Here is a 20,369-nt window from a genome sequence, read left to right as displayed (position 1 = left end):
CTCAGTTCCGGCGGGGGACGGTGATTTCGACGCGGCGGTTCTGGCTCTTGCCTTCCGACGTATCGTTCGATGCAATTGGCCGCGCATCGCCATAGCCTTCGACGACGACCCGGCCGCTGTTGGAAAGCTGCGCGCGGACGATGTCCGCCACCGTCTCGGCCCGCGCCTGGCTCAGCACCGCATTGTCGGGGAAGGCCAGGCTCGATACGCGATCGCTATCGGCATGGCCCTCGATGGTGACGGTGCCCGGCTCCTTTTCGATCGCCTGGCCGATCCGGCGGAAAAGGTCCTCGCGGCCCGGCTCCAGCACGTCGGATGCGGACTGGAACAGCTGGCCGACCGTAGTGCGTACCCGCACCGTCGACGCATCCTCCTCCACCACGACTTCACGGGCGTCGATCTCGGGTTTCAGGAAGGTGCGAAGGCCTTCCGCCTGGCTGCTGGCCGGTGCGGCCGGCGGCGGTGCCGCGTTGCGCGACAGCCGCAGCGGCTCCTTGGGGTTGATGCCGGTCGCGGCATCCCAGCTCGCCTCGCCCGACGACATCAGGATCAGCCGCAGCACGATGTAGATCAGCAGCAGCACGCCCGCCGCGATCGCCGCCGCCAGCGCGACATAACCCCACAGCCCAACCTTGCGCAGCGGGGCCTGCTCGCCCTTCCACTGGTGCACCAGTTCGGTCTGCGAGAGCGCGCGCACATGCTCCATCGCCGCATAGAGCCGCGTCATGATCTCGTGCAGCCGGCGCTTGCCGTCGGGCATCACCCGGAAGCGGCCCTCGAACCCGGCGGCCAGACAGGCGTGGAACAGCTCGATGATGTCCGCATTCTGCGCCGGCCGCGCCAGCATGTCGTCGACCAGCTGCCAGAAGCGATCGCCGCCGATATTCTCCTGGAAGAACATAACGACCATCGATCGCCGTGCCCATTCGGCCGCATCCATGCCCGATCCGGGCAGGTTCTGCGCGATATCGTCCAGCGTGGCGCACAGCGCATATTTGGCGCGCTGGCGCGTCTCTTCGGGATAGTGGCCCGCGATCGCGCGGTCGAACGCGGCGATCGCGCCCGATGCCTGTCGGTGAAATTCGGGCATCGGCGTGCGCGCGCGGCCGGTGCGGATCGATGCCGCCAGCGCCAGCACCGGGCCGGCTTCCGCCATCAGGCGGTTGCGCACCGCTTGCGGGGTCGCGGGGAGCGGCACATCGTCGTCGCGCATGCGGGGCGCTGGCGCGGGCTGATAGGCCTGCTGCGGCGGCGGGGGCGGCGCGTAGCTCGGCGGCGGCGGTGCGGGCGCGTGATGCGAGGGCGCATCCCACATCCCCTGGCCGGGCGGCGGCGGCGCGGCCTGGCCCTGCTGCTGGTTCAGCCCCTGCAACGGCGACGGACGGAACACCGTGCGATTGCCGCCACCCGAACCGTCATTGCCGTTGCCGTTGGTCATCGGCCCTGCCTCTTCACGCACCAGAGTTCCAGCTTCAACTGCGGCCATTCGCCGGCGACATGCAGGCCAAGCGCCGGCGCGCTGGCGAAATCGCGCCAGTCGGGCGCGCCGCGGTCCAGCTCGAAATAGACATAGCCGGGCAGCACGCGCAGCTGCGGCGGCGGGGTCGGCGCGTGGCGCAGCGGCACGCCCGGCAGCGCGCTTTCCACGATCTGGCGCATCTTGGTGACCGCGCCGATCTTGGCCACGGCCGGAAAGCGCCCGCGGATCTCGTCCAGCGGTGCGGCGGCGTTGACGGCTAGATAGAAGAAGCCGTGCTGGTACAGGCTGTGATCGACGATCGTCGAGACATAGGCCCCCGGCCCCGCGATCTCGAGCGGCATCTGGATCGCCGAGCGGTCGAACACGGCCGACAGCATCGATTGCAGCAGATCGAAGACCGGATCGAACGTCAGCTGCAGATTTTCATGATCATATTTGGGAAAGGGCGGCGGCTTGCGCTCGGGCCGGGTCAGCGTCGCCAGCTCACCCGCAAGACCTGCCAGCGTTTCGAACAGCCGTTCCGGGTGAACGCGCGGCAGCGATGCGATGTGGTTCATCATCGGCACCCAGCGATTGAGCGCCTGCAGCAGCAGGAACGACGCAAACGTCTCCGCGCCCCCGTCTGTCGCCTCCACCGCGCGCATCGCGAGCTCGTCGGCGCGCTGCTCAGCCCGGCCGATGATGTCCGCCAGCCCGCCCGCCAGCCGCCGGCTCGCCGCGATATCCTGCGCGGGCGGGATATAGCGATCGTCGAACATCACCCGCTTGTTGTTCATCTCGCGGATCCGGGCGAGCCCGAGCGTCACCCGGCCATAGATTTGGTCACGCGTCACGCCAAACCGCAGATTGGGCCGCCCCACTTCGATCGGCTCGTGCGCGCGATCGTCGGAGAAGGCGTCTGCCACCTCATGCTCGTCGACCAGGAAGCGGGCGTCGTGCGCAGCGGTATCGGACTCGCGGAACTCGACGGCGCCCATCTGCTGTGCCGGCAGGGTCAGCGAGATCACGGCATCGCGCACGTCGCCCGGCACGTCCAGCGGCTCGGGCGGGGGCAGGTCGTCGGGAATGGCGAACGGCGTGCCGTCGGGCATCACGCCGGTCGCGCGCTTCACGCCGAACTTGCCCAGCGTCGCCAGGTCTTCATCGATCACGACTTCGGTCAGTCCCCACGGATAGGGGCGAACAGCATCGACCCGAGCGTTGAGTTCTGCCTGAACGTAGCGGTCCTGCTGTTGAAAATGCTGCGGCCGCAGGAAGAGCCCTTCCCGCCACGCAACGCGGCTCTTGCCCGCCATTTACGATGAACCCCCGAAGCCAAAAGCCGCGACTTCATTTAAGCACAGCTTCACCTTGGCCGGAAGCGGCGTTATTCGCGGAAGCTGCGCCGGATCACGGGCTTGGGGGCAGCGATGCAGGACGAGAACGGCCCATCTTTCGATCCCAAGACCTGGGGCCGATCTGACGGCAATGATCCCGCATCCAAGCCCGCCGATGCGCCCAGATCGCGCGACGACACTTCGTTCGATCCGCGCGCCTGGTCGCGTGATCCCGGGCCGGGCGATGCGGGGTCCGGAGATCCGCCGCCGGTCGATCCCGCGCCACCGGTCGCGCCCAGCCGGGCGCCGCTGATTGCGGGCGGCATCGCGGTCATGCTGGCCGGGCTTGGTATTGCTGCGGTGATGACCCAGCCCGCGGAGAAGGCCGCCCCGCCAGCCGCTACCGGCGCTTCCGCCCCTGCCGCCTCGGTGCAACCCGCTGCGGCAGCGGTCGAGCCGGCATCGCTGGTCCGCCGTACGCTCGTGCTGCCAGCGCCGGCCGCGCTGGCCGCCGCGCTCTCCGATGCGGGCGTCGTCCCGGAGGACGCGAATGCCGCCGCCGCCGCCGCCGGCTCCGTGCTGGGCGGGCGCAGCGGCGAGGTCCGCGCGGTGATCTCGCTGGCGCAGGACGGCGCGACTGCCCGGCTGATGCGGCTGGAGGCCTCCTTCGAAGACAGCAGCGGCGTTGTCGTCGATCGCGATCCTGCCGGCACCGGGTTCAAGGCATCGGCGGTTGCGGCACAGCTGGCTTCGGTCATCACCGTGGTGCGCGGCGAGATGGATGCCGACAGCTTCTACACTTCGGCCGTCACCGCCGGGATCACCGACACGCTGATCGCGCCCTTCTTCAAGGCGTTCCAGTTTGACTTCGATTTCCAGCGGGAGATCAAACCCGGCGACGTCTTCGAAGCAGCGTTCGAACAGCAGAAGAATGCAGCCGGCCAGCCAGTTGGCCAGCCCAAGCTGCTCTACGCCGCGATGACGACCGAGGCGAAATCGCGCGCGCTCTACTGGTTCCAGCCCGCTGGAGAGGAAGGCGGCTGGTTCGACGGCAATGGCGCCTCGATCGTCCGTTCGCTGATGCGCACCCCGGTCGAAGGCGCGCGCATTTCGTCGCAGTTCGGTTACCGCACCCATCCGATCCTGGGGTATCAGAAGCTGCACAAGGGCACCGATTTCGCCGCCCCGATTGGCACCCCGATCTACGCATCGGGCAATGGCGTGATCCAGTTCGCTGCGATGAAGGGCCCCAACGGCAATTTCACCGTGCTGCGCCACGACAATGGCTGGCAGACGCTGTACCTTCACCAGAGCCGCTTCATGCCCGGCATCGAACCGGGCGTGCGGGTCGTGCAGGGCCAGCATATCGGCGATATCGGCACCACCGGTCGATCCACCGGCCCTCACCTTCATTACGAAGTGCATATCGATGGGCAGGCCACCGATCCGATGAGCATCCAGACAGAATCGGGCCGCACCCTGACCGGCGACCAGCGCACCGCCTTCATCCGGGAACGTGACCGGATCGACGTCGCCCGCGCGGCTCGATCGGGCGGCTGAGCTCACTTCACGGTGCGCGCGCGGGTCGCCAGTGGCACCACCAGCGCCACCAGCACGATCGTCATCGCGATCGATGCGTTCAGTCCCTCGTCCGATCCGCCCCACAGCGGATTGCCGACGAGATCGATGTCCCACAAGGCGCCGAAGCTGCCGACACCGGGATTGGGATCCAGGCCCAGCACCAGCCCTTCGATCATGTTCCAGCTGTAGTGCGCTGCCACCGCGCCGACGATGCCGCCACCGCGCCAGGCGAGCAGGCCGAACAGGATTCCGCCCAGCATCAGGTTCGCCATCGTCACCGGGCTGCGGCCCCCGCCCAGCAGATGGAGCCCGGCGAACACCAGCGCGGATAGCAGCACTGCGATCCAGCCGCCCCAGGCGCGCGACAGCACGGGTTGCAGCCAGCCGCGCAGGAACAATTCCTCGGTGCCGGACTGGATCAGCACGAGCACCGCGCCGATCGCCAGCGCCGGCCCGATCAGCGCGCCCGCGCCGGTGGTCGTCGCGCCGGCAACCACTGCATAGCCCGTGGCGATCACGACTCCGGTCGCCCCCATCAGCGCCCCCAGCCCGGCCATCGCCCACGGCCGGCGGCCGGCCGCCAGTGGATGGGTCGCCGTCAACCGCCCGCCGATCAGCGCCGCCAGCGCCATCGGCACGAAGATGCAGCAGATGTAGAGTGCCTCCACCAGCGGCGGATCACCATCGCCGGCCGGCCAGATCGATAGCGCCAGATGCCCCGCCACGGCGATCCCGCCCGTCAGGCAGGCCGATCCGATCGCGATCGCCACGATCAGGCTGGCCGCGGCGATCAGGTGCGCGTGCTTCGGCGATCGCGGCGTGGCGGGCGCGGCTGCAGCAGCCGGATCGATGCGCACGGTGCGGTCGCGCCCGGCGGTGCGGGATCCGAACATCTCGGCCAGGACGTCCGCCTCTTCCGACGGTGTCGTCATCCCCATCTCCCCCGCCGGCCGCCTAACCCCGTCCGCGCGCCCGGACGCCCCTGTCCTAGGTCAACGCCTGCTTTCAGCTGTGATACGCAACACTAGCCCGCCCTATCGCCACAGTATATGCAACTATTGCGCAGCACGAGGAAGAACAGATGGGTGCGTTCATCGCCATCGCGCCGGCTGCGGCGATGCTCGGCTGATGCCCCCCGCATCGCGGATCGGCGACATGCACGTCTGCCCGATGGTCGGGCCCGGGCCCACGCCGCATGTCGGCGGCCCGGTCATCCTCGGTGCACCCACCGTGATCACAGTCGGCATGCCGCAGGCACGGGTCGGCGATCAATGCGTCTGCGCGATCCCGATGGACGTCATCGTCAAGGGTTCGATGACGGTGATGGTCAACGGCAAGCCCGCCGCGCGGATCGGTGACATGACCGCGCATGGCGGCAACCTCGTCGTTGGCGCGCCGACCGTCATCATCGGCGATGCCGGCGGAGGCGGCGGAGGCGGCGGGGGCGGCGCGGGCCCCGGCGGCGGCAAGGCCGGCGGCACCATCACCAGCGATATCGCGGCAGGCTGGGTGCCGCTCGAATATAATAACCTGCCCTATCAGGCGAAGGTGCTGGCCGATGCGGCGATCACCGGCGCGCCGTTCTGCGAGATCTGCGCCGCCGCCGCGGCGGCTGCCAACAAGGTGCCCAAGAAGCCGGCCACGCCCGATCCGTTCGGCGCCGCCGATCTGAAGCTGGGCGAGAACGAGATCCATCGCGACGCGATCCTGGCCGCGGCCGCCAACACCGGGCTTTCGGCGCAGACGGTGGCGGCGATCATCGATGCCGAAGCCGCAATCAAGAAGGATGGCGCCTGGGATACGCTTAGCGCGGCGGCGATATCGGGTGCGCGCGGGCTGACGCAATTCATCCCGAGCACCTGGATTGCGGAGGCGGAGCGGCGCGGATCACAACTGAACGCGATTGCCGAGCAGGCCGGGCTGCTCGACACATATGGCCAGGTGCTCGCCGCCCGGCGGGACGAACTGCTGGCGCTGCGCGACGATCCCGCCACCGCGATCCTCGTTGGGGCGGACTATGCGAGAGCCAATATCGAACGGCTGCGGCAGGCCGGGCTGGTGCCGGACGGCGTGGACGAAGCCGCGCTCGCCAAGCTGCAGGAAATGATCGCGGGGGTTCGCGGCTGATGCAGCGCCAGCAAGTCTACGGCATTCTCGATTGCGCGCGTTCGCCCGGGCTCTATCCGTTGATCCGGGAACTCGATCCGCTCGATGCGCCGTGCCTGTTCACCGGCGATATCGGGGAAGACATGCGTCGCGTCTCGCCCTTCATCTTCGCGCTCGCCGCCGCGCCGAAAATAGCCGACATATGGGGCGCCCAGGGGCTCGGCCGATCGTGGGGCATCTTCCTCACCAGCCCGATGGGGCTGGATGCGGTGCGGCGCCACATCCGCCATTTTCTGCAGGTGCGGCTGCCCGATGGCGTCGGGCCGGTGCTGTTCCGGATGTGGGATCCGCGCGTGCTGCACCCGTTCCTGGGGGCCACCCCGCCCGATCAGCTGGAGCAGATGTTCGCCAAGGTCAGCTCGTTCGTGATCGAAACCGAGGCCGGGCTGGAGCGCCAGATCTACGCAGGCGGCGGGCTGCGGCGGATGCCCGCCCAGTGGGGCGCACTGGGCGGCTGATCGACCGTCAGCGCGAAGCCGCGGGCGCGCCCCCGCCGGGTGCAGACAACATCCGCTTGCTGGCATCGCCCACCAGGAAATAGGCGCCCCAATAATAGGGATGCGAATAGCGTTGGCTCTGCATCAGCTCGGTCTGCGCGGCGCGCAGCGCATCACCGATCGTGGCGGTGCGCCCGCGTGTGTAGAAGGCGCGGAACAGTTCATCCGATTCCTGATCGACCGAGACCGTCCAGTAGGTCGCCAGCACCGCGCGCGCATTGGCGGTCAGGAAGGCACGCACCAGCCCGTCGAGCGATCGCCCGCCTTCCTCCTGCCCGCTCGATCGGGCCAGCCGCTGGCTCGCGCCTGCCGATGTTTCGCACGCCGCCAGCACCACGAGGTTCGCATCGAGCCGCAGTTCAGCGATCTCGCGGAAGCTCAGGAACCCGTCCGATCCCTCGCCGCCGATCGTCGTCAGCAGCGATGGCGGGATGCTGGTGCAGCCATATTTCGTCTCCGGCAGGCCGTGGGTGGCAAACAGCAGCACCTGATATTGATCGAGATCCTTGCGCTCGCGCACGGCGGCGTCGGTGAAGGCAGGTCCCGTCACCGTCGGCGCCCCGCTCACGCCCAATGCCTGTTCGGCCAGCGCGATCTTGGTGGCGCTGATCGGCTCGTTCTGGGCGGAGACGGTCGCCAGCTCGGTCAGCTCGATCGGGCAGCCAAGCCCCAGCGAAACCGGCGCCGCCGATGCCAGCTGCGGCAGCGAAGTCGGCGCACTATGCTCGCCGAACCCAATGAACGGCTTGGCTGCCGCCGAGGCGGACAGGGCCCGCGAGATTAGGAAGGATCGGGGGCTCAGCGCGGTCGCCAGATCGGCTCGTGCCGCCAGGAAGGCGACCTTGCTGTAATCATTCGGAGCCTTCGCGCGGCTGGCGGCATAGGCCTTGGCGCTTGCCGCGTCGGTCACCAGCACGCCCGCGGGCAGATCGGCCAGCGGCCCGCCCGGATCGACCACGATCGCTTTCGCGGCCGCCAGCTGGTCCCGCGCAGGGCCCGCGATCAACTGGTACAGCGCGGCTGACGCACTGACATTGTAGAATGGCAGCTTCTGGTTGTCGCGCACGTCACGGATCGATCGCCGCACCACTCGCGCGATCGTGGTCAGGTTGCGGGCGCTTTCCTTGACGGGATAGACCTGCACCCGATCCCGCCCGATCGCTACGCCGTAGACGCGCGCGCGCAGCTCGACGAGTTTCCAATAGACTTCACCCGGCGTCAGCGCGGCCTGGATTTCGGCCACAGTCGTCGGGCGATCGTCGAGATTGGCGTAACGCTTGTCGGCACCCAGAGCGGCCTCCACCGCGTCCAGCTGCTGCTGTTTGGCGTTCCGCTCGGTCTCGAGGGTCGCGCGGGTTGCGGCATCGGTTGATGGCGATGCGATCGCATAGCGCAGGCTGGTGATCTGGCGGTTGAGCTCGGCCCGATCGCGCACCTTAGCGCCAGTCGTGCCATCGCTGGTGACGACTGATTGAAGCTGCGACATCTGCCGCGCGATCGCCGGCTCGCCGATCGCCTGGATCGCACGGAAGAAACGCTCAGCCGCGTCCGAAGCCGGGTTGGCGACGGCTTCCTCCGAAAGCAGATCGAGATAGGTTTCGAGCCCAGCGGGCACCGCGCCACCGGTGCGGTTGGATGCGATCAGCGCATCGACAGCGTTGTTGTAATCGTTGAGCACGGTCGCGGTCGGCGCGCCGGATCGCTTCAGCAGGCTCGCCCGCTCCATCTGCGTCTCGGCCACGATCGGCCCGCTCACGCGTCCGCCCGCCCGCATCAACCGCGCGCGTTCCTCTGGTTGCAGCCGGATCGCACAGCTGGTCTCGGATGCCGGGCGCGCGCCTTCCAGCGCCGCCAGCGCGCAATCGAACTTGGCCACCGCCGCCTGGATGTCCGCCGGCGATCCGCCCGCCGCCTCACCCCGGCGCAGGTCGATCCGCCCGGCCTGGCGTTCCACCTGCGCGGTCAGCCACAGGATCGAGGCGGGGTCGATCTGCCCGCCCAGCAGCACATCGAGATTGGCGACCGCGCGGCCAAGCTCGGTCTGGCTGGCGGAAAGGCTGCCCGCCCCGCCCTGGGCCAGCACCGCCACACTTGACGCCCAGGATCGCTGCGCATCGATCACCAGCTGCGAAAGGCGGCTCGAATCCTCGCCACCCACCGAATTGGAAGCGTCGCGCTGCCCGGTGCGCGCGCGGTTTGCCTCCGCCAACAGCGTCGGATCCTCGAGTGGGGAATCGGGTGATGCCACGGTCAACGCGTTCAGCGCGGTCTTCCAATCGCGGCGGTTGAGCGCGTCGAGCGCGCGATAGGTGGTGCGCTTGCGTTCCAGGAAGGCGCGGTTGGCGACGGTCTGATCGCTTGCCAGTATCTGCTCGGCTCGCTGGAAATGCTCGGCAGACGCATCGGTGAAGCGGATATTGGAATCGGCCAGGCCCGCCTCCAGGCCAAGCTCGACGCGGACATCGGCCGGCGCGTTCTGCGGGAGCCGGCTGATCGCATCGTTCAGCACCCGCGATGCCTCGACATACAGGCCCTGGCGATTGAGCAGGATGCCTTCGCGCAGCGGTATCGCTGGGTCGAACGCGCTCTCGGTGGCGGCCATCGCTGCATCCACCATCGGCGCGTCCGCCAGCGACGCCAGCGTGATCGATGCGGGCGCGTCGGCGGTCGTGGCGGTCGGCACCGGCGCGGTTCCGGCCAGCGCCTTGAAAGCGCCTTCCATCGGGCCGACGACGCTCGGCACCGCGGATCCGCGCAGCCGATAGCCGCCCCTGACGGCGTTCACCACCACGGTCGGCGCGGCCAGTGCGGGATCGAAGCAGCGCTGGGCCTGGACCGGGCCGAACCCAGCCAGCGTCACCGTTGCCGCCGGGCCGCAATATCTGGTCTCCTCGGCAGGCATCGCCATCCCCGCCGGCACGGCTGAGACGGCGCCCACGGCGCGGCTGGCCGCAGATCCGCGACAATTGATCAGATAGCCCGAGCGGCGCGCACCCTGGAACATCCTGTCCTTGAAGTTGCGACTGGCGACGCACGGCTCGCCATTGCTGGCGCGGCCAAGCGCGAAGCTGTCGGGCAGCGCGGTCACGGGCACCGCGGATCCGGTCGCGCAACCCGCGACCGCGAGCGGGGCGATCATGGCCCACAGGCCGGCAAGCTTGCGCGGGGTCATCCTGGTCCCTCTCATTGCTCGGTCGTCGTGTCGCGGCAGGTGGGGTCGCTTGCGGGATCGCAGCGCACCATGTCGTCGGTATTGAAGTCGATCGTGCCGAGATCGCTGAACAGCGCCTCGTTGTTGGTGCCCACTACCGGATCGAACTCGATCGCCAGATCGGCGGATGACGCGAAGACATTCGCCTGCGCCGGATCGAACACGTTCACCACCGGCGGCGTCACCGCACTGATCAGGCAACCGCCCCCGCCCGATCCGATCAGGCAGCCGTTGATGCGGCTGTTGTTGGGGTTGACGCCGTTCAGCTGGATCAGGGTGCCGCCCAGCAGTGCAGCCGCGGTGCCGGTGCGGTCAGCGATCTCGCCGAACAGTGCGAACGCGTTCTGCGCAGCCTCGCCGCTCGATCCCAGCGCGATCGTCGGGCCTTGCGCGCTGTCCAGGCTGTTGATCTGTACGCCCGACGCCGCCCCCGCCACATCGGGCTGCGCGGTGTTCTGGAACAGCGCGAAATCCGAATAGCGCACGGTCAGCCGGTTCGCGGTCAGCAACTGCGCACCCGCGGAATAGGCGACGCCGTTGCTGCGGAATGCGTTCGCGACATAAAGCGTGCTGTTCGGCTGGGAAACGAAGCGATCGACGATTTCCGCCACCGAAAGCGGCGTCGTCCCCGGCGTCAGCCCGATCGTGTCGAGGAACACCAGATCCTGGCCGAAGCCGATCCGGTTCGCCGCCAGCACGATGTTGCTGTTGTCGGAGAACAGCAGGCGCCCGCCCGCCGTCGGCGTTGCCGCCGCCCGGATGGCGCTCGCGAAATCATTGCCCGCTGCGGTGCCACCGAGCGTGAACAGCCGCCCGGCAGTCGATCCCGGATCGGTGACGGTGCCGGTGATGTCGATCCGGCCGGTCGTGTAGATCGATACGGTGCGGGAACCCGCCGCCCCGTTCAGCGCCAGCGTTCCGATCCGCACGTCGCGAGTGCTGCCGTCGAGGATCAGGTCGGCCGCCGAGATCCGGTTAAGCTCCAGCGCGGTCAGTTGCATCGGCGACGATGCAAAGCCGCTGTCGCCGGCCACCGCATCGCCCAGCGCCAGCGCGCCTGCCGAACGGTTGCGCAGGCTCACACCGCTGGCGCGCAGGCGCACCGCCGGATCCGTGCCGGTACCGATGTCGATATCGTTGGCGCGCACCTCGATGATGTTGGCGGTCGCGGGGGTCGCCGGGCCGGCACTCACCAACCCGTCCGCCCCCAGCGATGCCTTGGTGGCGGCATCGACGAGGATCGTCGTCCCGGCCGATCCCTGGCGCAGCGTCGCCGATCCGGTCCGGGCGGTCAGCACGATCGCGCCGCTGGCCTGGCCGTTGCCGACGGAAGCGTTGTTGCCGGTCACCGTCACGGCACCGCCTGCCGCGCGCAGCAGCCCGGCGACCGTGGCGTCGCCCGATGCTATTATCGTTGCCGCGTCTCGCGCGCTGCCGCTGCCGAGCGTCACCGATCCGCCATCCGCAACGATGGTCAACGCACCGCCATTGGCGCTGGCGGCCGTCGTTTCGATGGCATCGGCCTCGATCCGCACCGTGCCGCCCGACGTGACGGTGCCGAGCCGCGCCAGCGTGCCACCGATGATCGTCGCCGCACCACCCGCCGTCAGATCGGCGCGGCCGCCGGTGCCGGTACCGGTGACTTCCCCGCTTGCCGCCGTCACCGAGATCGCGCCGGTCGTGCTTGTGATGCGGCCGAGCCGGGCATCGCTCGCTGACGTGACCGTCACTGGCCCGCCGGCGAAGAGCGTGCCCACGCTGATGTCGCCAGCGGTCCCGCCACCGGTCGTGGCCAGCGTCACCGCGCCACCGGCAGTGCCGGATGTCAGCGCAAGCGCACCGCTGCTGGCGGTCGCGTCGATCGTGGTGGCCGCGGCGACCGTGCCGAGATCGACGCTGGCCCCCGTCACCGAGACCGCCGCATTGGTCGCCCGCAGCGTACCGGCATCAGCGCGCCCACCTGCGCTCAGTGCGATGTCCTGGGTCACGCTCAGGCTTCCGGAGACGTCCGCATCGCCGCTCGCACTGAGCGCGGCGCTGTCGGCCGTGCCGTCGCCCAGCGTCAGATCACCCGCGGTGGCGCGCAGCGTCAGGGCTTGGCTGGCAGTCGCCGTGCCGATCGCGATGCTGCCGCCAGACACGGTCACTGCGCCGGCACTGCTGGCGATGCTGTCGATCACCGCCGCGCCGCCTGCCGCCACGGTCGCACCCTGCTCGCCCGCCAGCGTCCCGATCGTTGCACGCCCGCTTGCCGTCACGCTGGCGCTTCCGCCCGTCGCGCTGCCATTGCCCAGCCGTGCGTCGCCGGCCGTCGCCGCGATCGTCAACGACTGGCCGTCAGCGCGCGCCACGTTCACGTCGGCGGACGCGCCGGTGATGGCAATGTTCGTCGCTGCCAGCGTGCCGGTCACGACCGCTGCGCCGGTGGCGTCGATCGTGGCATCGGTTCCAGCCGTGCCGTTGCCCAGCGTCACGCCGCCACCGGTCGCCCGCAACGTCAGCGCCTGGCCGGTTTCGGCGACGCCCAGGTTGATCGACTGCGCGGTCACGCCGCCGTCACCCAGGCGCGCGGTCAGCGATCCGACTGTCGCTGCGCCGCCTGACGTCACTGCGACGCGCGAACCGCCCACATCGCCGATGCCGGCCGCACCGCCGGCATCGACAGTCACGTCGCCACCGGCCCGCAGGTTCCCGACAGTCGCGGACCCGCTTGCGTCGACTAGCGCCGTCGTTCCCGCAGATCCGGTGCCGAGGGTGATCGGCCCAGCGGTGGCGATCAGCGACAACGCCTGGCCGGCGGTGACATTGGTCGCTTCGATCGAGCCTGCGTTCACCACGGCATCGCCGGCGCGGGCGGTCAGCGTGCCGATAGAGGCGAGGCCGCCGGCAGTGATGTCGACACCGTTGCCTGCGATCGCGCCCACCGTTGCGCTGCCGGTCGCGATCAGCGTCGCCTGTCCGGCGGCATCGCCGCTATCGAGCGTCAGGTCACCCCCATCCGCCTCGGCACGCAACGATCCGCTGGCCGTTACCGCGCCCAGATCAACCACATCCGCGCCGACTGTGACATCAGCGCCGGTAATCCGGTCGAACTGCGCCAGCGTGCCGCCGGAAATCGCGATATCGGCACCGGACAGGGTTCCGCCTGTCGCCTCGCCCGTCGCCACGATCGAGATGGGGCCGGCCGCGGTCACCGCCTGCAGCCGCGCATCGCCGACCGAAGAAATCGTGGCCGCCGCCCCGGAGTTCAGCTGCCCGGTGACGATCACGTCGCCCGCCCCGCCCGTGGTCTGCAACGTCGCCGAGCCTTGGCTCCGCCCGATGCGCAGGCGCAGATCGCCTCCGGTCGCCGTGAGCGCCAGGGTGCCGCTGCCGTCGGCATTCTGCACTTCGGCCGTGTCGATCGTGGCCGTGCGCGCGGTGACCGCGATGTCGCCGCCCGCACCGGTCGTGCGGATGAGCCCGATGCCGGCTGCGCCGCCCGCAGTCACGGTCGCATCGCCTCCTGCGATCAGCGTACCGACAATGACATCGCCGCTGGCATCCACCAGCGCGGTCGTCGCCGCGCCGCCGGTGCCGAGCGTGATCCCGCCCGCGTCCGCGATCAGGCTCAGCGATCCCGCGCTGCTGGTCGCGCGGCCGCCCGCGATCGCGTCGGCGGTCACCGCGATCGCGCCCTGCGCATCGATCGTCGCGAACCGCGCCAGCGTGCCTGCGGTCACCGTCACCGGGCCTGTCGGCGCAGCGAGGACCATGCCGTCGGCAGTGGTCACGCCGGTTGCCTCCCCGCCGGCGGTGACCGTGATCGCGCCGCCGATCGTGGAGACACGTGCCAGCCGCGCATCGCCGATCGCGGCGATCGTGGCCCCGGTGCCCGCGCCCAGCTGCTGCGCGACGGTGATGTTGCCAGAAGCCCCCGTTGTCTGCAGCACTGCCGATGTGCCGGCAGTGCCGCGGTCTAGGTCCAGATCGCCCGCTTCCGCTGTCAGCGCCAGCGCGCCGCCGGTCGCGGTCGCGGTGCCGATATCGATGCCTGCGGCCGTCGCGGTCAGGTCGGTTGCAGCCCGCAGCGTGCTGGCCTCCAGCCGGCCACCAGCATCGATCAGCAACGCCGCGCCACTGATCGCGCTGCCGATCGTAATGGCGTCGGCAGTTAGGATCGTGCCTGCGCCATTGCTGTTCAGGCTGCCGATCGAAACACCACCCAGCACGGCCTCGATCCTGGCGAGGCCGCCTGCGCTGCCGGTGCCCAGCCGCACATCATTGCCCGCCGTCAGCAGCAGATCGCTGCCCGCGCGCGCGGTAGACAGGTCGATGCTCCGGCCGGCGGCGATATCGATCGCGCCGTCGGCATCGCCGCGCAGAATGATTGCATCCAGCCCGGCATCGATCGTGATCGGCCCGGCGGCAAGCAGCGTCGTGCCGATGTCGCCCGGTTGGCCGAGCACGCTGGCGCCGGCATCGATATCGATCCCCCCGGCACCGCTGCGCACCGTGCCGAGACGGGCGTTGCCGGTGGCCGCAATTCGCGCGCTGACATCGGCGTTCAACGTCCCGACGCTGATCTCTGCATTTGGCCCGGTCGTGGTGAGCGTCGCCACGCCGGCCCCGCCGGTGGTTCCGCCTGCGCGCGCGGTGGTCACGCTCAGCCCGTCGATCGCGGTCAGCGTGAGGGCGCCGTTGAACGCACTTGCCTGCCCCAGCGTAACGGTCGCGCCGCTGATGCCGACCGGGCCTGTGCTGGATTGTACCGTCGTGATCGCCACGATCGGCTGCGCACCGGCAGACGAGACATCGACACCGGTGGCGGCGGTCAGCGTGGTTCCGGAGACGGCGACCGTGGCATTCAGGGTCACGGTGCCGACCGTGCTCGCCAGTCGCCCAAAACGGATCGTGGGTGCCTGCGCCAGCACCGCGTCACCGGCCTGGCCATCGGCCGCGTCGATCGTACCGGTCGCCGCAAGCGTCAGTGTATCGGCGGCGCGCGCGCGCGCGATCCTCAGCAGATCGCCGGCCGAAACGGTGATGTCGCTGCCCGCCCCGTCCGCGAACAGCGTCACACCGATTGTCGGATCGATCGCGGTCACGTCACCCGCAGCGTTGATGTCGATGCTGCCGGCGGTGCTGCTGGCGAAATCGATCCGTGCGGCGCCATCGGCATCGATGTCGATCGCATCACCGGCCGCCAGCCGGGTAACGGCGAGCCGGCCGATGCCGTTCTGATCCAGCGTCGCGATACCGCCCACTGTCGCAGTGCCGAGTGTCAGGTCGCCATTGATCGTCGTCAGCAGCAGGGCGCCCGGGGTATTGATGCTGCTCTTGTCGATCGACGCCGCCGTCACGGTCACGTCCGATCCGATCGGTCCGGCCGAAGGCGGCGGTGTCGGCGCACCCGGATCTGCGGCAAGATCGGGCCCGCTCGGCACGAACGGGCCGGCGCGGCCTGCGATGAGTTGCGCGATGCCGGCCACGCTGCCCGCGGTCTCGGCAACGAAGCCGGCAGCCTGCAGCAGTTGGCCGCTGGTGGCACCGCCGGCCGAGACGCTGGCATTGCCGTCGTTCGCATAGGCGCTGGTCAGCGCGACATTGCCGCCGGCATCAATCGCGAGATCGCCCTGCGCGGAGACCAGCTTGGTCGCCACGACATCGCCGCTGGCATCCAGCGTCACACCCTGCCGGAAACCGGTGACGGAAAGCGTGCCGTCGATCCGGATCGCACCGGCGCTGGTGCGCGCGACCAGCGCGTTGCGCAGCGATACCGGCCCGGCGAAACGGATATCGCCCTGCGTTTCGAGATCACCATAGACGGTGCCGGTGATGTCGGTGCCGTTGATCGCCCGCGCCTCAACCCGGCCGAGCGCGACATCGCTGCCGGCGGTGCCGAGATAGATTCCGATCCGCCCGGTTCGGTTGGTCAGCCCGCCGAGCAAGGTGGTGCCGGCAAGGTCGATATCGCCGCCAGTCGCCGACAGCAGTAGCGAATCACCGCCCGCAATGCCGTCGTCCGCGTTGGAGATCAGCCGCAGCCCGGCGCCGCCGGTGATGCCGCCATTGGCCGCCGTGATCGCGACCAAGCCATCCGCCGCCTGATAGGCGCCGGCGCCCAGCGCGACCGAGTTGCCGCGCGCGATATAGTCGCCATCGACGATCACCCCGTCGGTGACGCTGACCGCGGCGTTGGCCGGGTTTGCATCGCTGGCGAAGATCAGCAGGTCGCCGCCGGTGGTCGTCGCGGTACCGGTCCGCGCGCTGGCGAGGCTCACGCCGCCGGCGCCCGCGGTCAGGTCGATTGTGCCCGCGTCGGATCGCAGTGAGCCGGCCGCGATGCCGTCCGCGATGATCGTGACGCCGGTATCGCCCACGCCCTGCGCGATCCGCGCCGTGCGTCCGGTGGTCACGTCCACGCGGCCCGCCGCGCCGTCGGCGATCAGGTTCGCACCATCGGCGGGCGCGATCCCGGTCGTATCGCGCGTGGCGGTGACACCGATGGTTCCGCCGGTGCTCCGCGCCGTGCCGATCCGCGCATCGGTGGCGGATAGGATCGTGATGGTGTTGCCGGCGGTCAGCGTGGTGACCGCCAAGTCACCGGTCGCGCCCTGCTTGGTCAGCGTCGCATCGCGCTCGGCATTCGCCGTGCCGACAAACAGAGCGCCTGCCGTAGCGGTCAGATCGATATCGCGGCCGGCGATGCTGGCGAAGTCGATCGCCGCCGCGGTCACGGTGATATCGGCGGGGCCGGCCGGCGCAGACGGGGCCGGCGCTGGATCACCGCCGGCAACCGGTGGACTGAACGGATAGGGGCCCGGGCGGCCGGCAGCGAGACTGCTGACTGCAGCGCTGCCGCCTGCGTTGATCGTGACCGATCCCGCCGCCTGCAGCGTCGTGCCGACGACGCTGCCGCCCGCGCCGAGCCGCGCATCGCCCTGATTGGCATAGGCGCTGGCAAAGCGCAGATCGGCACCCGCGCCCGCTGCCAGATCAAGCAGGCCCTGCGCCGAAAGCACGCCATTGGCGGTCAATGCGCCATCGGCGTCCAGCCCGATGCCCTGCAGCTCACCCGTCACGAAGATCGACGAATCGGCGGTGATCGCGCCGCCATTGCTGGTCCGCGCGACTAGGGCGTTGCGCAGCGAGACCGGCCCTGCGAACCGGATATCGCCGGACGTCTCGAGATCGCCGAAAACGGTGCCGGTCTGGTTGGAACCATAGAGGCCTGCCGCGGCCACCGAGCCCAGCGTCACGTGCGATCCCGCAGTACCCAGATAGATGCCGATCCGCGAGGTACGCGTGGTACCGCCGGCTAGCTGGCTCGCCCCCACATCGATTTCGCCGCCGGTCGCGGATAGCGTCAGCGCCTCGGCGGCCAGCGGGGTATCGTCGCTATTGGCGGTAAGGCGCAGGCCGCTGCGCCCGGTGATCCCGCCAGCCCGTGACGTGATCGTGATATACTGGCGCGCCGTCTGCACCGATCCGGTGCCGTCCGCGCTGCCCAGTGTCACGCTTGCACCGTCGGCGGTGTAGTAGCCGTCCGATGCGATCGCGCCGGTTACGGCCAGCGCTCCGGTCGCGGTCAGTACGACGTTGCCGCCATTGCTGGTCCGCGCGTTGCCGAGGGTGAGCGTGCCGCCCGTCGCGTTCAGATCGATCGTGCCTTCGTCGGACCGAATCGTCTGCGCGCGAACCGTGGCGGCATCGACGTCGACGAATGCATCGCCCACCACCGTGCCCAACGCTGCCACGCCGTTCGCAGCACTCACCGCCACATCGACCCCGAAACCGCTGCTGTCGGCGATCAGATCCGCGCCGTTGAGCGGATCCGCCGGCGTCAATCCGGTCACCGCGGTTACGGCTGTAACGATGACGGCGTTGGCTAGGCTGGCGGCACGCCCGATCCGCGCCGCGCTGTCCGAATCGATCGTGACGAGGCCGTTCGCCGTCACCCGATCGACACGCAATTCGCCGGTCGGCCCCTGCTTGTCCAGCGTGGCAGTGCCGCCCGCGGTGGCGGTGCCGATCGTCAGCGCGCCGCTGGTCGCCGTCACGGAAAGGTTGCCCTCCGCGCTGACGGCCACCTTGTCGACCGTGCGCCCCGCGATGGTGACGTCGAACAGCGTCGGCGTCGGGCTTGCCGGCGGGGTCGGATCGCTTGGGCTGGCGGCCGGATCGGCATCGCCGGGGGCGATCGGGCTGGCCCGCCCGGCAACCAGCGTGTCGATCCCGGCGGTCGCGCCGAGCGAGGTTTCGGTGATGCTGCCGGCTGCCTGCAGCAGCGTGCCATCGGTGCTGCCGCCGGCAACCGCGCTGATGTCGCCGCCGCTATAGGCGCTGGCGATCGCGAGCGAGCCATTGGCGCGTAGCGACAGATTGCCCTGCGCGGAGATCAACGCGTTCGCCATCAGTTGATCGCCGGCATTGAGCGTGATCGATTGGCCCGCGCCGGTTACGAAGAGCGTGCCATCGATCAGGATATCGCCGGCCACGCTGCGCACGCTGAGTGCATTGCGCAGCGATACCGGCGCGGCGAATCGGATGTCGCCCGTCGTCAGCACATTGCCGAACGCCAGCGTTTCGGCCGCATTCGTGCTGTACAGGCCACGCGCATCGATGCGCCCGAGCGTCAAGGCGCTACCCGCGGTGCCGAGGAAGACGCCGATCTTCGACGATCGGTTGCCACCCCCGGTCAGGCTGGCGGCGCCGAAGTCGATCGCGCCACCGGTCGCCGACAACAGCATCGGTTCCGCGCCGACGCCGGTGCTGTCGCTGTTCGCGATCAGCCGCAGCCCGGCAAGCCCGGTCAGCGCCCCATTGCGCGCGGTCGCGATCACGCGCCCACCCGCGCTCTGCACCATCGGCACAGCGCCGCCCAGCGTCACGTTCGCGCCGCGCACGATATAATCGCGCTGCGCGGAAACTGCTCCTGCAACGGTCGCGGCGGCCGCCGTGTCGATGATCACGTCTCGACTGGCGTTGAGGATAGCGCCGCTGGCGATCGTCACCGCATCGCCGGTGCTGCCGATTCGCACCGATCCGGCCTCACTGGTGATGCCACCGCCCAGATCGATCAGGTCCGCGCCGTAGATCTGGACGTCGGAGACCGTGCCGGTCGCGGCGCCCGCTGCCTGGCGACCGCGCAACGTACCCGTGATCGCGATATCGGGCGTGCCCGGATCAGCCGCCGCAATCGTCACGCTGGATGCGGTCCCGGTCGGCACACCGCCGGCGACCAGCTGGATGCCGCGATCGGTGGCGACCGCCGCGCTGGCGGTGATCATTCCGCCGACGCTGAGCACGGCATCGTCGATCGCGCCCTGGCTGGCGAAACCCAGCGTCACGTTGCGTCCCGCCACGCTACCATCCAGCGTGACGGCGGCGCGCACTTGCGTGCCGCGTGTGATTGTGAAGGCCAGCGGGCTCGCTGCGCTGGCCGTCATCGTGATGTCGGTACCGGCGATGAAGGCCGCATCGTGGCCAGCGCTCAGTTGCGTGCCGGCCTCCGCGCCGACCCCCGCCCCCAGAAAGACGAGATCGCCAAGGCCGCTCGCCGCGCCGTTCAGCGTGCTTATCCGGGCATTGTCGGTGGCGCGCACCAGTACCGTCGATCCGTCCACGGTTTGGAAGCGCAGCGCCGGATCGGCTGCCAGGAACTGGGCCTGCTGGCCGGCATCCAGATCCAGAGAGCTTGCGATCAGGGCGCCGACATTCACGTTGGCGCTCTGGCCGAAGGTGATGCCGTTGGGGTTCACCAGATAGACGGCGAGATTGCCGGGGGACGTGATCGCGCCTTCGATCACGCTCGATGTGCCGCCGGAGACCCGGTTCAGGATCGCCGCCGTGCCCGCGCTGTTCGAAAAGGCGACGGTCGCATCGCGGCCGACGCTGAAGCTGGTCCAATCCACGATCGATCGCGCGCTGCCGACGGCAACCTGCATCGTCGTGCCGCCCGCAGGCGGTGGCGTCACCGTAACGGTGCCCGCGGCGATGCCGTTCAGCTGAGGCAACGTATCGACCGGGATCGTCTGCGCAGCGGCGGGCGCACCGACGCCGACGACGCCACCCATCAGCGCGGTCGAGACGATCAACCGGGCGCGGAGCGTGGCGAGCGGGGTGAAGCGGGTCAT

Annotated in this window: 8 protein-coding genes; 3 read left to right on the top strand and 5 right to left on the bottom strand. The window is 69.6% G+C overall.

What is annotated here, in order from left to right; translation table 11 throughout:
* Window position 1: 1 nt before the first annotated feature.
* The gene (gene icmH / locus ABC347_RS16155) at window positions 2-1,486 is read right to left on the bottom strand and encodes a type IVB secretion system protein IcmH/DotU (protein ID WP_413246734.1); all 1,485 of its coding nucleotides are present in this window, start codon (window positions 1,484-1,486) and stop codon (window positions 2-4) included.
* Entirely contained in the window at window positions 1,435-2,775 is a 1,341-nt protein-coding gene (tssK, locus tag ABC347_RS16150) for a type VI secretion system baseplate subunit TssK (RefSeq protein WP_413246733.1), read from the bottom strand. The genes icmH and tssK overlap by 52 nt, the downstream gene beginning before the upstream one ends.
* Window positions 2,776-2,889: 114 nt before the next feature.
* On the opposite strand from tssK, the gene ABC347_RS16145 reads away from it, so the two are divergent.
* Complete coding sequence (locus ABC347_RS16145; protein WP_413246732.1) at window positions 2,890-4,356, top strand: M23 family metallopeptidase; 1,467 nt, start codon at window positions 2,890-2,892, stop codon at window positions 4,354-4,356.
* Between the two features lie 2 nt (window positions 4,357-4,358).
* Here the strand turns inward: ABC347_RS16145 and ABC347_RS16140 are convergent, their stop codons facing one another.
* Window positions 4,359-5,309 carry a CPBP family intramembrane glutamic endopeptidase gene (locus ABC347_RS16140; protein ID WP_413246731.1) on the bottom strand — a complete coding sequence of 317 codons (951 nt, stop codon included), beginning with the start codon at window positions 5,307-5,309 and terminating at the stop codon, window positions 4,359-4,361.
* A gap of 196 nt (window positions 5,310-5,505) precedes the next feature.
* Here ABC347_RS16140 and ABC347_RS16135 point away from each other — a divergent pair, with 196 nt between their 5' ends.
* Together ABC347_RS16135 and ABC347_RS16130 are read left to right on the top strand one after the other, a co-directional pair.
* Window positions 5,506-6,504: a PAAR domain-containing protein gene (locus ABC347_RS16135; protein ID WP_413246730.1), complete on the top strand. Its 999-nt coding sequence runs from the start codon at window positions 5,506-5,508 to the stop codon at window positions 6,502-6,504.
* Window positions 6,504-7,001: a DUF4123 domain-containing protein gene (locus ABC347_RS16130; RefSeq protein WP_413246729.1), complete on the top strand. Its 498-nt coding sequence runs from the start codon at window positions 6,504-6,506 to the stop codon at window positions 6,999-7,001. Before ABC347_RS16135 ends, ABC347_RS16130 begins: the two co-directional genes overlap by 1 nt.
* Window positions 7,002-7,008: 7 nt before the next feature.
* Here ABC347_RS16130 and ABC347_RS16125 read toward each other — a convergent pair whose 3' ends face one another.
* On the bottom strand, window positions 7,009-10,212 hold the full coding sequence (locus tag ABC347_RS16125; RefSeq protein WP_413246728.1) for a CHAT domain-containing protein: 3,204 nt from the start codon (window positions 10,210-10,212) through the stop codon (window positions 7,009-7,011).
* Window positions 10,213-10,223: 11 nt separating this feature from the next.
* Window positions 10,224-20,369, bottom strand: a complete 10,146-nt coding sequence (locus tag ABC347_RS16120) for a two-partner secretion domain-containing protein (protein ID WP_413246727.1) — start codon at window positions 20,367-20,369, stop codon at window positions 10,224-10,226.

It is taken from the genome of Sphingomonas canaveralia (genome assembly GCF_047238125.1).
Lineage (GTDB): Bacteria > Pseudomonadota > Alphaproteobacteria > Sphingomonadales > Sphingomonadaceae > JBDFMH01.
This window is presented reverse-complemented; position numbering and strand designations above follow the sequence as displayed.